We start from the raw sequence: 16,548 nt of genomic DNA on the forward strand, positions 1-16,548 counted from the left end.
CCGGCAAGACCGCCCCTGACATGCCATCAGCCCACTACACTCCCGACGATGCCTCTGACCAGGCCAGATAGCGAAACGCTGCTGGAGTACTAGGACCGCGTTGAGTTCGGTACGGCTGGTGACGCCGAGCTTGCGGTAGATGCGTTGCAGATGGTTGTCGACGGTGCGGACGGACAGCACCAGGAGTGCGGCGATGTCTTTGCTGGACGTGCCACGCGAAGCCATGAGGGCGATTTCCCGCTCACGCGGGGTCAGAGGCACAGAAACGGATGCGAAGACGAATCCTGGGCTTGAGGCTCCCTGGCACCGTTCACGCAGGGCGGCCTCGGTCGCCGTCCATCTGGTGGCCGCGCGGCTCTGCCCGGCCTGGCCGAAGACTTCAGCAGCCGCCGCAGCTGCCTCGGCGGCGAGGAGGAGAGCGCCCATGGTCTGTAGTTCCTGCGCGACGGTCGCGAGCAAACTGCCGTCCCGCGCACTGAGCGCGATCGCGAAACGAGACCGAACCGCGGCGAACACGCCGTCGCAGCGTTCGGCCAGTTCGCAGAGCCGCTCCTGCACCAGGGAGGCCGCGCCCATCCGCGCCGCTTCAGTCAGCAGCAGCATCTCGGAGCTCGCATAGCCCGCTTGCCGCGACCGCTCTGCGGCCCGCAGCACCACCTCCTGGCCTGCTCGCAGTTGTCCGAGCGATGCCAGGAGCCACGCCCGCCCCAGGCTGTCCTCGCCGGTGAGGAAGGGGAACTCCGGGTACCCGTCGAATCCTTCGAGTGCTTCTTGTGCGCCGTCGAGGTCACCCAGAAGCGCTGATGACGCCGCAAGCCCCGAGGCCGCCAGCCGGAGGATGATGGGGACTGGCTCGCTCCGGGCCAGAGCCAGGGCCTCGGCGTACCAGCGCCGCGCATCTGCCAACCTTCCGGCCAGCCAGTGCGTGCGCGCCAGCCCCCAGGCCAACCAAACACCCGGCTGCGTCGCGCCGGCGACGACGGCCAGCTTGTGGCCTCCTTCGGCGGTCAGGCGTGCCGATTCCAGATCTCCGGCTGCAGCGTGCGCCAGGGCAAGAGATGACAAAGCGGCGGTGTGATGCTGGATGACAATGTGCTCGCCGATCCGCTCGTGCTCCTCGTGCGTGCGACGGCCGAGCGCCACCGCTTCGGCCGTCCGACCGACTGCCGCCAGACCCAATACCTTCATACCAAGGCCGTAGAGGCGCACCCGTGCATCGTCGGCGCTGCCGGGATCATTCAGCTGGGCGATCCCTTCCTCCGGCTGACCCGCCAGTACGCGCATCGCGCCTTCGTTCACACTCAGAGCGTGCCGAAGTCCCGGATCGGTGAGGCACGACCTCGCCTCGACGTTCACGGCGAGGGCCTTCTCTAGCTCGCAGGTGCCCCAGCACAGGTTCTGGGTGCGCTCCATCGTGACCGCCGCGCGATCCTCGTCTGAGGCCGCCATCGCATATGCCTTAGCCAGTCTCTTCTCGGCCTCGCCGAACCTGCCGAGTTCGTAGAGGGCCTCGCCTTCGAGCAGACATGTGGCCACAGTGTGGTGGTCTTCCGGAACGGCCTCCAGAAATCTCAGCACCTGCTCGTAATCGTGCCCGTACCGGGCCAGACCGGCGGCTTGGACGAGCAGTTCGGGATCCGCCGATATGCCGGCCGAGAGCTGCCAGGTGGCGATACGCAGCGCGTCGTCATGTCGGCGAGCACCACGGGCGACGACCCGTTCGATGTGTGCTGCGAGTATCTGCCGACGGCGGTAGGGGGGGATCCTGTCCCTGACCACTTCGCTGTACAGCGGATGGGCGAGGGTGACAGTGGTCCGCCGCCGTGTCCACTGCACGCGGATGAGGCCGGCTTGCTCCAGAGATTCCAAAGTCCCTTCATCGCCTGGCGAGCCAAGTTCCCCAAGACCAACGGGCTCGACAAGGGACAGAAGTTCCAGAACGCGAAGGCCGGCCGGAGATAGCCCCGACATACGCGTTTTGATGCCCTGTACCAGGCGGGAGGTCGCTGTTGCCCGGCCGGTGAGCTGCCACACATGGTCTGTGCTGACGAGATCGCCTCGCTCGACGGCACCCAGAACCAGTTCCCGGAGGAACAACGGATTCCCTCCACTGGCATCGTGCAGTGCGAGAACGGTGCGCTTCTCGACCACACTGCCCAAGGCCGCGGTGAGCATGTCCTCCGTGGACGTACAGTCCATCGGTGTGACGTCGATGCGGAGCAAACCGTCGGCACGGTCGATCGCGGCGACTGCCTCGGACATCGGGACCTGATCGCGGGCCGTCGCCACAAGGAAGATCGCCTCCGCGTCCATCAACTGGGACAACAACATGGCGGATGTGGCATCGAGCAGATGGACATCGTCCACCAGGAGAAGGAAGAGCCGCTCGAGATCGCCCGACGCCAACGATGCAGCCGCGGCGCGAAACACAGTCGGCGGATCGGACAGGTCCACCCTGGGAGGCAACAGGTGCGCCAGGGCCCCCAACGGCACCGAGGCCGCCGCGGCGGTAGCAGTGATCCGCAGGCCCGGCGACCCCCCGGCGACACCACGATCCCAGCACTCACGGCCCAGCCTGGACTTTCCGGCCCCAGCCGGACCCTGGATCAATACGCCATGCATACCGCGGGTGCCCAGCGCGGCTGAGAAGATGCCCAGCTCCTTGTTCCGCCCGACAAAAGGCCACGGCAGGCCCAGCGACGAAGTGAGAGCAGACCGGTCCAACGGATTCCCTTACCTTCTGAGAGCACGTTCCCAATATCAGCCGGAGAATGATCTAATGTGTGCAATTCGACGCAGACGCGGGGCCATATCGCTCAGCCGTGACATCTCATCGAACTCCGACAGGCAGGGCCGGCCGAAGAACGCCCTGGGCCCGGCACGCGTCTCCGCAACTCTGTAGGACCCTCGCCGGGCGAGGTGGTCGGAGGCGGCGGTCCCGAGCGGCGGGTGCCGCAGGACCGCGAGCAGGCCACGGAACAGCCCGTACGCCACAAGGACGATCACCACGCCCATGACGGTGATGTACACGCCGAGCGAGGTGGCCGCACCCGTAGCCAGCAGCTAACGGATACGGCCACCGCGTCCGCGACGTACCCCGTCCCCACAGTGCCGTCGCTCCGTGGCCCGCTCAGCCGGTGGTGTCACCGGCTGAGCGCTGGCGCGGAACCGCGCCGGCCGGATGCCCTCGGGGGCACGGTCACCGTGTCGGGCCTGCCGCAGCTGGAGGACCACGCACTGGTGGTGGAGGCCCTGGAGCGCCTCACCGCCCGATGAGCCGGCGGGCCGCCCCTTTCCCCCGGGGGGTGGCCCGCCATTTCCCCGTCGGCCCCGGCCGGTGGGCCCATGGTGCTCAGGGGTGCATCCGGGCGCCCTTGACCACCTTGTCGACCGCGTTGCGCGGCCCGTACACGGCGAGCCCCACCAGGTCCAGCAGGTCCTTCGGGACGGCCCGTACCGCCGCCCGGTTGTCGCGGTCGTTGCCGGTGGCGAAGAGGTCCGAGGTGAACACCGACCGGGGAAGCGCACGGGACAGGGCGCGGCCGTGCGCGGCGGTCAGCGTCTCCTTCGACGCCTCGAAGACCAGCACCGGCTGGCGGAACATCGGCAGGTAGGGGGTGCCGTCGGCGTCCGCGTACGGTTCGCCGACCACCTCGGGCAGGTCCGTTCCCAGGCCGCTGACCAGGAACGCGGTGACGTTCAGCCGCTGCCAGGGCTCCAGGTCCTCCCGCAGCAGTACCGCGATCTTGGTGTCGAAGCGTACGGGCGGACCGCCGGCCGCCCCCGCCGGGAGCGCGGTGGGGGCGGCGGTGGGGGCGGCGGGCGCGGTGCGTGCCGGGCTCGTGATGGGCGTCGTGGTCATGCCCCGATGCTGCCGCCGGCCGTGCCGACGGGTCTTGTACGTTCTTTGCATGGTGGCCAGGCAGCGGGTGTCCGCGTGGCGCCCGCCGGTCGCGGGTGTCGTGGAGGTCTTCCACGCCCACTTCACCGAGCACCGCTACCCGATGCACGTCCACGACGCGTGGACCCTGCTGATCGTCGACTCCGGCGCGGTCCGCTACGACCTGAACCGCCACGAGCACGGCACCCCCCGCGACACGGTCTCCCTGCTCCCGCCGCACGTGCCGCACAACGGCTCGCCCGCGACCGAGCAGGGCTTCCGCAAGCGGGTCCTCTACCTCGACCTGACCCAGCTGGACGAGAGCTTCATCGGCCCGGCGGTGGACGCCCCCGACCTGTGCGACCCGGTGCTGCGGCGGCGGGTCGGGCAGCTGCACACGGCCCTGGCGCACCGGGGCGACGAGCTGGAGGCGCAGAGCCGCCTCGCCCTGATCGGCGAGCGGCTCCGGGCCCACCTGCGGCCCCGGCTCGCCGCGGCCCCCGGGACGGCCGGCCGCCGGGCGGCCGGCCACGGGGTGGCCCACGGCCTGCGGGACCTCCTCGACGAGCGGCTGCTCCAGGGGCTGTCGCTGGACGAGGCGGTGCGGCTGGTGCACAAAGATCGGCATCATCGACATGATCGGGCCGGTCTGCTCGACACCGGAGAGCGAGCCGAGCCAGCCCCACTGGAAGACGGCCGCGACCGCGCCGAGTGCCGCGACGACCGAGAGCAGGAATCCGAGGGCCGCCTTGAGCGGCACCAGCACCGAGCGGAAGACCACCATCAGAAGCAGGAAACGCCAGACCCACGACGAGCGCCAGATAGGGCAGCAGTGCCCCACCGCTGCGAGGCAGGTTCCGGCCCATCCAGCCGTCGTGTGACCCATGTCTACGTCACCGTGTGCGTTCATCAGTTGTCCCAAAGCCTGGTTGATGAGGCCGCCGCCCATGTTCCGACGGCGAGATCACCCACGGCTGCGCGGCGCTTGAGTCGCTTCGTCTCGCGAGCTGGGAGAAGCGGGTTCGAACCACCTCATCAGGAAGCGGCGTCGACGAGGGCTTGGAGCACGCGCTGGGGATCTTCGGCGAGCCGGTTGCAGACGTAGAGCCACCACTCAGTTCCGAAGACGACGTACTCGCGGGTGGGGTGGCCTTGCGAGGCCATGGCGTCGAGCCGGTCGGGCCCGAGACCCAGGAGCGTCTCGAATTCCCAGGGGCAGGTCTCGCGGCCCTTGCCGCCGAGGTGACGGTCGATGTGGTGGATCAGGTCCCAGTCGTGGGTGGCGAAGGAGCACAGGTGCCCCGAGTCGGCCAACTGTTCCGCGTAGGTGAGATAGGCAGCGGTCAGGGCGGGGGCTTCGCGTGGGTGGGCGATGGTCCCGGGTTCGAGGAAGGCACCCTTCACCAGGCGGATACGACCAGGGAGAGCAAGGAGTTCCTGCAGGTCTTCGGCCGTGCGGTGCAGTCGCGCCTGGACGGTGATGCCGACGTGGTCGAACCGTTCACACAGGGCCCGGTGCGTGGCCAGCACAGCGTCGGTGCGATCCGAGCCCTCCGCCGAGACCATCATCTCCCGGCCGGTCGCGGCGGTGGCCTCCGCGATGCGTGAGGCATTGGCCAGCGCGAGTTCTTCGTCGACGGCGAGGCCGATGTGGGAAAGGTCGAGGGAGATCGAGCAGCCGGGTGGCAGGAGTCGGGCAGCGTCGAGGAACACGTCGGTCTCCGCCGTGGCCTGCCGCGGGTCACGGCAACTCTCGCCCATGTACTCGACACTTACCCGGTGGCCGTCGGCAAGGATGCCCTCGGCGCGCGCCAGCGCATCGGACAGGCTTTCGCCCGCCACGAACCGCCGGGCGACCTTGCGAGCCACAGGGCCCAGAACCGGGTCTCCCGGGACGTGCCACTTCAGCTCCTCGTCGAGCGCGAGCCTCCGCAGGATCTGCGCAGCTTGTGATGACAGCGCGGTGGCGACGGTGGCGGGCAGTTCGGTGGTCATGGGGAGCCTCACTGGGGGTGTCGTACGGGGCACGGCTGCAAGCGTTCCAGGGACGGGCACCCCAGCGGCAGTGGCAGAAATGTCAGGTAGGCTGAAATTACCGCCATCCTCGTGGCGGTCTGCGAAAGGAGACCCGAACCGGTGCTGCGCGATGTCGCCGTCCTGGCCCTTCCCGGCAGCCATGCCTTCGAGCTGGGCGTCTTCTGTGAGGTCTTCGGCATCGACCGCAGCGACGAGGCACTGCCCGTCTACGACTTCGCCCTCGTCTCCGCCACGGGCGCCGGCGTGCCCACGCGGCACGGCTTCGACGTCCGGACCCCTCATGGCCTGGACCGGCTCTCGTCCGCTGATCTCATCTGTGTTCCGGCCTACGACCTGCGCGTACGCCAGTCCGACCGCATCGCCGAGGAGCTGCGTGCCGCCGTCCAGCGCGGCGCCCGCGTCTTGAGCATCTGCACCGGTGCCTTCCTCCTCGGCGAGGCGGGCCTGCTGGACGGGCGGCGCTGCACAACCCACTGGCGCTACACGGAGGAACTTGCCCGCCGCCACCCCAGCGCCCGGGTCGAATCGGACGTGCTGTACGTCGACGAGGACCCGGTCATCACCGGAGCCGGCACCGCCGCCGGCGTCGACACCTGCCTCCACCTGGTCCGCAAGGAACACGGCAGTGCCGTCGCCAACGCCATTGCGCGGCGCATGGTCGCACCCCCGCACCGGGAAGGCGGCCAGCGCCAGTACCGCGAACGCCCCCAGCCCCGGGAGGGCACCGGCTCACTGAGCCCCGTTCTGACCTGGATCGAGGCCAACCTCGACCAGGATCTGACCGTCGAGGCGATGGCCCGCCACGCCCACCTGTCCCCGCGCACCTTCGCCCGCCGCTTCCAGCAGGAGACCGGAACCACTCCCCTGCAATGGCTGACCGGACAACGCATCCTGCTCGCCCAGCACTATCTGGAAACCACCGACGAGCCGATCACCGCAATCGCCCGCCGTTCCGGCTTCGGCACCATCGAGAACCTCCGCCACCACTTCGCCCATCGGCTCGGAACCACACCCCAGAGCTACCGGCGCACCTTCCGGCCTCCCACACCAGCAGTCATGACCCTGCTTCGGCAGAGCCGCTCCCCGCTTGGGCCGTGCCCGCCGGAAACGTCATACGGAGCGTGAAAGCGTATGGCGTCGGCCCGTGCTCACGCAGATGGACCAGACGCTGCTCCGCCTCGTTCAAGCTGGGACGGTGATCGGCCGGGATCCACCACATCGCCGACATCTCCTCATCCGCCCGCTCGAAGAACTCATGGCGGCGCGCCATCACGTCACGATGCAGCCCCCGATACATGAACGCCTTCAACGCCTGAAGATCCCGCCACACTGACACATTCACCACCAGAAGATCATCACTGAGGACACGCAGGCCCGATCGATCCTCACCGTCACTGCCCGTATGCCGCCACACGAATCCCCCGGACTCCTCAGCCTCTGTATAGACAGAGGCTTCAGCATCCACGAACGGCCTCAACTCCACAGAGTCCAACGGATACTTCAGACGGGAAACGTTCATCTGGGCAAGAAAATGTGCAGTCATGGCAACACCCCGCTCCGTAGGCGATATCGGGCAGCCACGAGCTTCTCAAGATCACCCAGCCCATCAAAGGAGCACAAACGACAACCGCACGGAAAATCCCGCCACGCCCAACCAACAGACAACACCTCGGCGTCCCTCGCTCCCTGCGCCTCGAATGAACCCGCTGTTCAAGAGACACTCTGAACCGTTCCGAGTTCGATAGAGATCTCAGATGTTTCCTGTGACCTGGGGCTTCGTGGTTGCTCGTAGAAGTTGGCTTCGTATTCGACGGCTGGGATGTGCCCTATCTCACCGTGGAGTCGGCGGTGGTTGTAACAGTCGACCCACTCGTGCAGTGGCGAGCTCGACGTGCAACAGCGTCTTCCACGGCCGCCGCGCCTTGATGATCGCGGTCTCTTGTGAGCGTTTTGGTTCTGGTATTGGATGGTTCATGGTGAATTTCAGGGGCCAGGTCGAGCGCTCATCGAAGCGATTCGCCGGAAACGCGAATTTTGCGGCAATCAGCAGAGCAGCAATACGCCGGTTTCCTTACAAGAGCTCCTGTCTCATTTGGAAACCTACCGGTTCACACCGAGTTAAAAACGCACGCCCCAGTGCACCCGGCACCCCTGGACACGCCCTGCTCGGGCCAGCTGCCGCCGCGTACGCAGACATCATGCAGCCCTCACGGCCCTATCCCAGCGACCTGTCCGACGCCCGCTTCCGAGTGGACGAACTGGACCCGGCAACCGCGACCACGCGACACTTCGACAACGGGGCCTCTTGCTTCTCGCTGGACTCGACAACCGCGAGCTACCAAGAGGCCCCTCTTCCATGCTCGCGGACCGGCCAACTCACCCGAACCGGGGCGCTGTTCGAACCCGGTCGACCACGCGAGCGGATAGAGAACAGGCAGTTAGTTTAAGACCGTGTCCTACGTGGTGAGGCGGACGAGTCGCTTGTAGCAGCACAGGGCGGCGGCGAGTCCGAGAAAGGCCAGGGGGATCGCGCTCGTATCGGGGGCTGAGGCGGCGGTAGCCGGACAGCCAGGACATGGTGCGCTCGATGACCCAGCGGCGTCGCCCTAATCGTTTACTACTGAGGCGTTTCCAACCTCAGCTTGACGTCGCCAGGTGAAGGGCGAGGACGGCTCGGACCAGGTCGGTGATTCGGGTGGTGCTGCAGCGGAGTTTGCGCAGGAACCGCCAGGACGGGTGGCCATCGCCTGCTCGCCGACCGCGCGGATCCTGGCGTGGGAGACGTTGACGGCCTTCTGGCCTGCGGAGAGCTTCTCCCAGCGGCCGCGGTAGGGCACCCGAACTGTTCCTCCGGCGCCCTGGTACCCCTTGTCCGCCCAGCAGCGGACACCGGCCTGGGCCAGGGCGTCGATGACGCCGTGGGTGCGGGCGGCTCTGACGTCGTGGACCGCGCCGGGCAGCGCCGGTGAGGCCCACAGCAGCCGGCCGAACGGATCGGCGATGACCTGCACGTTCACGCCATGCTTCTTGTGCTTTCCCGAGTAGTACGGCCGGTCCGCGGCGGTCCGGTCGATGGGCAGCAGGGTGCCGTCCAGGATCACGAACGCCTTGCGTGCGGCGGCGCGGACAGCCGCAGCGAGGTTCGGGGCGACGGCGGCCAGGACCTCCACCGCCTCGGTGACGTAGCGGTAGACGGTGGCGATCCCGACACCGAACCCAGCCGCGAGCTGGGCGTAGGTGTGGCCGCATCGCAGGTGGGCCAGGACCAGCAGGGCCTGCCGGTCGGTGTTCTGCCGGCGCCACCGCGTGCCCCGTTCCCGGCGTCGAGCGGACAGCAGACGGGAGAGGTACCGCAGGGTCGAGCTGGACAGATCGATCCCCGATGAGTCGACAAGCACGTGAAGCTCCGGGCGGACAGGTTGATCTTGGTCGACAACCCATCCACCAGGAGCTTCACCCCTTCTCGGACACCACCCCCGCGCCAACTTGCCAGCCACTCGCCCAAGTTGGAAACAGATCACTGCTCCCCGCCGGCATCTCCTGACCGCCACTCGTCACCGGTCGAGATCGCCACTGCCACGAGCCCACTCGTTCGAAGAGGGATCAAGCAGCACCGCCCCCGACCCGACATCAGCCCACCACAGTTCAGACGAAGCTCTCACCAGCCCAGACAGCGAAATGCTTCCGGAGTACTAGTCGCAGCGGTAGGTAAAGGAGGCTGAGGCCGTGTGCGCTGTCGGAGTGAGGACATCAACGACGGCGCGCGCTTTCCTGGTGCCCTTACCTCGAAGGGTCCAGTACATCGACAGCCTGACTACCCGCTGGCCCGCGCGTACGGTTTGGCGTAGATCACCTGAATCGGTGCCGTCGCTGCGGATCCAACGGTAACGGATGCTTCCCTCTCCCCCGTTGGTCATGATCTTGGCGACCACTGTGGCCGTTTGCCCACAGGTGAGTTCGGCCGGTCGTGCGCTAACCATGACTTCGGCGACGGCCACTTCCGGTGTGTTCCGCTGCCACAGGACCACACCGGCGGCGGTAGCGGCCAGTAGCACAAGAATCGTCCGCCGCCACAGCCGCCTCCTGCGATGCTGGGAACGCCCCGTGCGGTGCTGGGTGCCGTCGCGCCAGACCGTGGTGGCGCGGTCGCTCAGCGGTGCCCTTTCGGGAAGAGACAGGGTCGGCAACACCTCCTCAGCCAGCGGGCTCACGGGGTACACGCCGGTCTTCCACACGGTCACTGCCGTGTGCTGCTCATTGTGACGCCCCGATGACAACGGGACGCCGGAGGCGCCAGTCCAACCCGTCGACAAGTACTCGGGAGCCTCGATGTCGGGGAAATCTGCACGCTGGTGCTCTATCCGCTGGGTGGGCCAGTCGTCATTGTTCGGCATGCGGTCTCCAGGCCTCACTCATCCGCGCGGTTTGAAGACGCAGGTCAGGGCATCCATGTCCTGGAAGGCTGCCCCTGACTCTGCGTCAGGGGTAGTGGTGACCTGGAGTCCCCAGTACCGGGGGCAAGTCGTAAAGCCGTGGTGGTAGGAGAGTTGATAGCTGGTGCGGCCGCTCAGCTGGTAGGTCTCGGTGCTTCCGTCCTGTTGTTCAGGCGTGTTGGCCTGATAGCTGTTGTACCAGGTCAGCGTGAGACCGACGGGGTCCGTCCCACGCGTGGTCACGGTCACCGTCGCATCGGCGCCTCGTCCTTGCGATGACTCCTGAAGAGAGGTGATGGTTACCGAGCGGACCGCACGCTCGGCACGAGTTGTGGTGGGCGAGGCCGTCGACTGCTGCGCTTCGGTGCCTTGCGAAGTCTCTGATGCCGGGCTAGCGCTCGCGGTGCCCGACCCTCCCGATCCGATCCTTCCGTCTCTCGGACCCTGCCCCGGACCGCCGTCGGGGGCACCGCTGGGGTCTGACGTGGTGGTGCTGCGCGTGATGGAACCGCCCTTCGGTGAGCGCGACGGCGAAAGCGTAGGAAGGTTCTCGGGGGAATCGCTGGAGGGCAGCCGCTGCGGGTCCGTGACCGCCTCACCGGTCTCACGGCCAGCTGCAGGGGCCGTGTGCGCGGTGTCCTTGGCCGGGTCGTTGCTCATGACGGCCCCTGCGACGGCTGCACCTCCCAACAGCATCACGGCGGAGACGACCACCAGGGCTCCGCGTCGCTGGCGCGGGATGGAGCCGGCGATGCCCCGCTTCGCGGTGTGATCGCGACCGGACCGTCGTTCGTGTGGTCGCCCGGGCACGTCATATGCAGCTGACTCCTCGTCCACATCGGTGGTGGCGAGTACGGTCGTGGCTTCGACGTCGGGGACTGGAGGCTGCGCCAGTCCCAGCTGCAGAGCGACGATGAGCGCGGCAAGGGCGCGCCGCCCCCGCTTCTCCCAGTCGGGACCGTAGCCGCCGGCTGCGACGGTCTCGAGCTCGGCGAGGAACTCGTCCGCCGAACTGAACCTCTCAGCTGGCTCCTTGGCCATTCCGCGCAGCAGTAGCTGTCGCAGTGGCTCCGGTGCGGCTTCCGCGGGCACCGGCGTGGACATGTGCTGCGCGGCGATCTCGGCGAGGTGCTCACCGGCGAAGGGACGGGACCCGGTGACGCTTTCGAAGAAGGTGATGCTCGCGGCGTACACGTCCGTCGCGGGGGACGCCGGATGGCCCTGCCATTGCTCCGGGGACATGTACATGGGGGTGCCCGCCGTGCCGGTGGATTCCCAACCGTCACGTGCGGCAATGCCGAAATCGACCAGCTTCGAGGTGGCGTCAGTGGTGACCAGGACGTTTTCAGGTTTGTAGTCGCGGTGGATGATGCCCAGCCGGTGCGCTGCGCTCAGACCGAGGAGCGAACCCTTGAGGACGGTCAGCGCCGCTTCGGGCGTGGTCGCGCCTTCCTGCCTCAGCAAGGCGCGCAAGGAGAGTCCGTCCACCAGCTCCAGCACCATGGCAGCGCCGTCTCGGGTCTCCACGTATTGGTGCAGGCGCGCCACGTGCGGGGAGTCGATTTCCCTCAGCAGCTGAGACTCGGCACGGAACTCCTGCAGGAAGCGGGGATCCCCAGTCAGCCTCTCGTTCAGGTACTTGATGGCGACGGGAGACCCGGAGGCCGTATCGACGGCCATCACCACGCGTCCACAACTACCAGCTCCCAGCTCACGCATTTCGGTGAAACCGGGAACGGACCAGGTCTTCACAGTCCCTCTCTGCCTTGCCTCACACCAGACCTCAGGCACCTAAGGTTCGACGGCCCACACTGCCAGCTCCGGCCGAGCCTCCTCATGAGTAGTTACTGCTCAGATCTGGCGTCCTCCTGGGGGTCTGATGTGGACTGAGGGGCCGGCGAGCGGGAGGCAGGCGGTGACACGCATGCTGTCACTTGGGACACACAGCGGTGTGCGGATCACTGCGTTCACCATCGCGTGTCGCAGGCGGCAACGTGTTCGGTACCGGATATCAGCGGCGCCAAAGGGGAGGCCCCTGCCACTCTGTCCCCATGGGACACCACTCCTACCTCGAGATCGCGGGGCACACCTTCCTGTACGCGCGGGAGGGCTATCTGCCGGACGTGGCAGCCCTGTTCACCGAGGAGGACCGGTGCCCGGTCGTCGAACACACTCATGACGACGGGCAGCCATGGGCCGAATTCACCTACCAGACCACGGTGATGGCGCTCCGCGAGCGGCTCCAGGTACAGGGGTTCACCCAGATCCGAGCCCGGGAGGCCCTCGCCGCAGCCATCACCGCAATCAGAGGCGAGCAGCACGGCGCGACCCTGGACACGGCGACCGTGGAGGACCACATCCGCCGACTCCTCGCCTCGGACGCGCACGCCTTCCCGCCGGAAGAGAACAAGAGCGGCGGGCGCGACGAACTGCTGGACGATTCGCTGGACGAGTTCGCCATGCGGATGGACAGCCGCCACTTCGTACGGCTGCTCCTGGACTGCGCCCCCGCCCCTCAGAGCACGGCAGGCCTGGACTTGACCCAGCTCACCGGATGCTGCGTCGAACTCGACGCCGCCCAGCCGATCGCGGAGCAGGCGCGCGCCGAGCAACTCGCCGACCTCACCCAGAACTCCCCGCTCCTCGTGCTTACTGAAGGGCCGACCGACGCCCGACTGTTGTCCATGGGCATGGAGGTCACCCATCCCCACCTCAGGGGATTCGTCACCTTCTTCGACTACGACTCCGGCGGCGTGGAGGGGGGAGTGGCCCAACTGGCCCGCAACGTGGCGGCGTTCGTGGCCGCCGGCGTCGCCAACCGCTTCGTGGCCATCGCCGACAACGACACCGAAGGCATCGCCGGGATGGAGAAGACCCTGACGCGGAGCCTGCCGGGACGCTGCCGGGTCATGTTCTACCCGTCGCTGCCAGAGCTGGAGCACTACCCGACCCTCGGCCCGTACACCGACGACCCGGTGCCCGCGGATGTCAACGGCCGGGCAGGAGCACTTGAGCTCTACCTCGGCCAGGACGTTCTGCAGACAGACTCCGGACTCATGCCCGTGCAGTGGAAGTCGTGGAATCCGAAACTGGGCCGGTACCAGGGAGCACTGGCTGACCAAGACAAGCGTCTTGCACAGGAACGGTTCCTGGCCAAGGTGAAGGCGCACCGAGTCGGCGGGCCGCACCCTGACGCGGATTGGAGCGGCATCCGCGCCATCATCGACCAGATTGTGTCGGCCTTCGACTGAAGGCCGACGTCGGCCGGGCCCGCCCCGCGTGCGAGGGGCTTCGCCGGGAGGCGGGCCCCGTCAGGCTCGCTCGTCCCGCCCCAGCCCGCCGGTTGCCAGGGCGGCCAGAAATCTGGGTTCTGACGTGAAGGTGCAGGAATGGCATCTGAGGAAGAGCTGTTCGCGTCCGTCGACGCTCTGTTGAACGAGGAGCCGCACCTGCCGCCTCCGGTAGACCGGGCCGGAAGGCGGAGCGGAAGCCGGCACCGTGTGCGGGTCCCTGCGGCTCATAGGGTGAGGATCAAGCCGACCAGGGTGGCCATCACAACCACCGCGGCGAACGCGGCGCCGAAAGGCTGGGCCCAGGACGGGTGGCGGTGCACGACATACGGCCTGCACACCGTCGGCGACGTCGCCGATGTCCCGCAGCACACACTGCAGCGCCTCCTCGGTGCCCGCGCCGGCCGCGCCCTCCACGAGCACGCCCAGGGCCACGACCCCACGGTCGTCGACCCCACCCCGGCACCGGCGAGCCTCAGCACGGAACATCGCTTCCCCCGGGACGAACTCGACCCGGCCGCCCACCGGCGCATCCTGCTCGCCCTCGCCGACGACCTCGGTGCCCGCCTCCGTGCAACCGACCAGATCGCCACGGGCGTGACCTGCACGATCCGCTACGCCGACCTGAGTGCGACCCGCCGCAGCCGGACCCTGCCCGAAGCCACCCAGCACACCCTCCTCCTGGCCCGCGCCGCGTACGCGGTGTACGACTCCCTCGGTCTCCAGCGCGCCCGGGTCCGCAGCATCACGCTGCGCGCCGACGCCCTTCGGCCCGCCGACCGGGCCACCCGGCAGCTCACCCTCGACGGCGGTGACGACAAGCCTCTGGCGATCGAAGCCGTCGCCGATCGCGCCCGTACCCGCTATGGGCACCAGGTGATCTACCCCGCCGCCCTCGCCATCAGCGCCCGTCCCCCGTCAGCCCAGCAGTGGGACCAAGGCGGTCGCCCAGAGAACGACCGCGGACGTCGTGCGACATAGTGCCGCTGCCGGATCCTCTCGGTTTCTGCGACCATCTGCCAATGGCCGACAGCAGGGATCGTTCAGCGCTTCGCACAATGGTCGGCGAGGTCGTCGCGGGTCTTGGCAGCCTGACGCACCCCGAGCTGAACCCGGCCTTCGAACACCTGGGCATGCCACCGGTCCCTGACGATGCCGGGAGTAAGCGCGACCGGATTGAGTGAGTCTCAGCCAAGTACCCGACGCTGAGCTTCCACAGATCACGCGACGCATCCTGGAACAGAGCCACGTCCATGTGAGTCCGTCGATCCGCTACCAGCTCGAAGACCTGCTGTGGGCAGAGGACGCACCGCCCGAGATTCCCAAGAAGGCCCGCCGTGAACTGGCACGCGCCCTCGACCTGTCGGAACTGACGCAGCACCACGACCGCTTCATGCGGCTACTCGACCGATTCTGGATAGCCGCGGAATCGGACCTGTCCTTCCAGGAGCTTGAGGGCCTGCTGCTGAACGGGACGCGGCCGGTGACGCTGAGGGACCGCATCGAACGGCACGTCTTCCGCAACCCCGGAGACTGGTCGACGGAAGACCTTTTCGAGAACCTCGGCGTGTTCGAGGCCGGGGACGCACGGTTGGCCCGCTTCTTGGAGAGCCTGGTTTCAGCGGACGTACTCCTTGATGAGCACCTCCAGGAGAAAACCGTCAGCATCATCAACAGTCATCTCCGCACTGCTGGGGTCGAGTTGAGAGTGACCGGCAGCGATGGCGGCTACCCCCTGTTCACAGTGGTGTCGACGCGACTGCATGGCAACCGGCGGCCGAAGAACATCATCTTTGCCTCCCTTGAGAAACCGGACATTCGTTTCCGCTCCTCGGTGGACAACGACATCGAGATCGTCGGAGGGCGCCCGGACGCCACCCTTGTCTACGACCGGGAGATCCCCGCCACGGGCCTGCGCTGGCGTGATCTGCATAGCTGGTGGCAGGACACCCGCAAGATCAGCAGTGAGGCCGACGTCAGGACGGATCTCTACCAACGACTCCTCAAGAGCCTGCCGGCCAATTCGCCTGGTCAGAGGAACCTCTTCGTGGCCTACCAGACGGCTCTCCCGCCCTCCCCCGATGATCCCGCTCTCCTGCCCGAAGTCTGGCTGCACTGGGACCACAGGACCGTTCAAGAACGCGGCCCTGAGGCGTTGCTGCGCTCCCGGATGGACTTCCTCCTGCTGCTGCCGCACGGACAACGCGTCGTCCTGGAGGTCGACGGATCACAGCACTACACCCGCGACCATGGCCGCACCCCGGACACTGCCAAATACGCCGACATGGTCGCCGCTGACCGAGACCTCAAGCTCAGGGGATACGAAGTGTTCCGCTTCGGCCACGACGAGCTCAAGCGTCTCGATGCAGCCCAGGACCTTCTGCGGCAGTTCATCCCAGACATGTTCCGCCGCTTCAGAGTGAGCAGCTGACAATCGCGCTGTGGGCGCAGGATTCTGCGCATGGGCAAGCGCCCCAGTGCGATAACCGTACCCGCGGCGGCTCGTCAGGCCAGAGGCAGCTGACCGAGCGGCCGACCGCGGTCGGCCTGCGCCTCCAGGAAAGCGGCCACGTCTGGCCCCCGCCTAAAGGCGGGGCCGTCCCAGTACGCCGGGACCGCCACGTGCGTGAGGCGCACCTCGGTGCCGTGGACGCGCGCGGCGCAGCGTCATGCTGGGGATGCCTCGCATCGGCCAGCCCCTGCCCGACGTCCGGCCGAGGAGGACCGCATGAGCTCCACGATGACCGCCGGCCGCAAGGCAGATGGCGACCGGCGCCGCCAGCGGGTCGTGAAAGCCATCGACGCCGCAGCGCAAAAGGTGCCCCTATGGTCTTCGTCAAGCCGCGGCGGTAGTCGGGAGCTGGTAGAAGGTGCCGTCGCGGAGCATGGCGAATAGGACGTCGATCCG

13 protein-coding genes and 5 pseudogenes are annotated in these 16,548 nt (G+C 67.5%); 8 read left to right on the forward strand and 10 right to left on the reverse strand.

Annotated elements, in window-relative coordinates:
* Positions 1-2,454, reverse strand: a 2,454-nt coding sequence (locus tag ACZ7DE_RS40670) for a helix-turn-helix transcriptional regulator (RefSeq protein WP_470769548.1), incomplete at its 3' end; no start/stop codon positions are given.
* Between the two features lie 306 nt (positions 2,455-2,760).
* Complete coding sequence (locus ACZ7DE_RS40675) at positions 2,761-3,030, reverse strand: hypothetical protein (protein ID WP_470769550.1); 270 nt, start codon at positions 3,028-3,030, stop codon at positions 2,761-2,763.
* A gap of 162 nt (positions 3,031-3,192) precedes the next feature.
* On the opposite strand from ACZ7DE_RS40675, the pseudogene ACZ7DE_RS40680 reads away from it, so the two are divergent.
* A pseudogene (locus tag ACZ7DE_RS40680) lies at positions 3,193-3,276 on the forward strand (heme-degrading domain-containing protein); the annotation flags it as partial.
* Between the two features lie 76 nt (positions 3,277-3,352).
* Here ACZ7DE_RS40680 and ACZ7DE_RS40685 read toward each other — a convergent pair.
* Positions 3,353-3,862 carry a DUF2000 family protein gene (locus ACZ7DE_RS40685; RefSeq protein ID WP_470769552.1) on the reverse strand — a complete coding sequence of 170 codons (510 nt, stop codon included), beginning with the start codon at positions 3,860-3,862 and terminating at the stop codon, positions 3,353-3,355.
* A gap of 49 nt (positions 3,863-3,911) precedes the next feature.
* Here ACZ7DE_RS40685 and ACZ7DE_RS40690 point away from each other — a divergent pair.
* Positions 3,912-4,511, forward strand: a pseudogene (locus ACZ7DE_RS40690) (AraC family ligand binding domain-containing protein); the annotation flags it as partial.
* Here the strand turns inward: ACZ7DE_RS40690 and ACZ7DE_RS40695 are convergent.
* Both ACZ7DE_RS40695 and ACZ7DE_RS40700 read right to left on the reverse strand, forming a co-directional pair.
* Positions 4,494-4,716, reverse strand: a pseudogene (locus tag ACZ7DE_RS40695) (MMPL family transporter); the annotation flags it as partial. The pseudogenes ACZ7DE_RS40690 and ACZ7DE_RS40695 overlap by 18 nt on opposite strands.
* Before the next feature lie 199 nt (positions 4,717-4,915).
* Positions 4,916-5,875, reverse strand: a complete 960-nt coding sequence (locus ACZ7DE_RS40700; RefSeq protein ID WP_470769554.1) for a proline dehydrogenase family protein — start codon at positions 5,873-5,875, stop codon at positions 4,916-4,918.
* A 141-nt stretch (positions 5,876-6,016) separates the two neighbouring features.
* Between ACZ7DE_RS40700 and ACZ7DE_RS40705 the strand changes: the two genes are divergently transcribed.
* Entirely contained in the window at positions 6,017-7,042 is a 1,026-nt protein-coding gene (locus ACZ7DE_RS40705) for a GlxA family transcriptional regulator (protein ID WP_470769556.1), read from the forward strand.
* Here ACZ7DE_RS40705 and ACZ7DE_RS40710 read toward each other — a convergent pair.
* From ACZ7DE_RS40710 to ACZ7DE_RS40730, 5 genes and pseudogenes are all read right to left on the reverse strand, one after another.
* Positions 6,972-7,460, reverse strand: coding sequence for a DUF3291 domain-containing protein (locus ACZ7DE_RS40710; protein WP_470769558.1), 489 nt, complete (start codon positions 7,458-7,460; stop codon positions 6,972-6,974). The two genes, ACZ7DE_RS40705 and ACZ7DE_RS40710, sit on opposite strands and share 71 nt — an antisense overlap.
* A gap of 913 nt (positions 7,461-8,373) precedes the next feature.
* A pseudogene (locus tag ACZ7DE_RS40715) lies at positions 8,374-8,539 on the reverse strand (transposase); the annotation flags it as partial.
* Positions 8,540-8,554: 15 nt separating this feature from the next.
* Positions 8,555-9,315, reverse strand: a pseudogene (locus ACZ7DE_RS40720) (transposase family protein).
* 294 nt (positions 9,316-9,609) lie between these two features.
* Positions 9,610-10,311, reverse strand: coding sequence for a hypothetical protein (locus tag ACZ7DE_RS40725; RefSeq protein WP_470769560.1), 702 nt, complete (start codon positions 10,309-10,311; stop codon positions 9,610-9,612).
* 18 nt (positions 10,312-10,329) lie between these two features.
* Entirely contained in the window at positions 10,330-12,102 is a 1,773-nt protein-coding gene (locus tag ACZ7DE_RS40730) for a serine/threonine-protein kinase (protein WP_470769562.1), read from the reverse strand.
* A gap of 299 nt (positions 12,103-12,401) precedes the next feature.
* Between ACZ7DE_RS40730 and ACZ7DE_RS40735 the strand changes: the two genes are divergently transcribed.
* From ACZ7DE_RS40735 to ACZ7DE_RS40755, 5 genes are all read left to right on the forward strand, one after another.
* Entirely contained in the window at positions 12,402-13,601 is a 1,200-nt protein-coding gene (locus tag ACZ7DE_RS40735; protein WP_470769564.1) for a HEPN/Toprim-associated domain-containing protein, read from the forward strand.
* 294 nt (positions 13,602-13,895) lie between these two features.
* A complete protein-coding gene (locus ACZ7DE_RS40740) occupies positions 13,896-14,621 on the forward strand; it encodes a DinB/UmuC family translesion DNA polymerase (protein WP_470769566.1) in 726 nt (241 codons plus the stop codon).
* Positions 14,622-14,662: 41 nt separating this feature from the next.
* Positions 14,663-14,824 carry a hypothetical protein gene (locus ACZ7DE_RS40745; RefSeq protein ID WP_470769568.1) on the forward strand — a complete coding sequence of 54 codons (162 nt, stop codon included), beginning with the start codon at positions 14,663-14,665 and terminating at the stop codon, positions 14,822-14,824.
* Positions 14,821-16,071 carry an AbiJ-related protein gene (locus ACZ7DE_RS40750; protein ID WP_470769570.1) on the forward strand — a complete coding sequence of 417 codons (1,251 nt, stop codon included), beginning with the start codon at positions 14,821-14,823 and terminating at the stop codon, positions 16,069-16,071. The genes ACZ7DE_RS40745 and ACZ7DE_RS40750 overlap by 4 nt, the downstream gene beginning before the upstream one ends.
* Before the next feature lie 297 nt (positions 16,072-16,368).
* Positions 16,369-16,536, forward strand: coding sequence for a hypothetical protein (locus ACZ7DE_RS40755; protein WP_470769572.1), 168 nt, complete (start codon positions 16,369-16,371; stop codon positions 16,534-16,536).
* Positions 16,537-16,548: the final 12 nt, after the last annotated feature.

It is taken from the genome of Streptomyces sp. NPDC037083 (assembly GCF_055606485.1).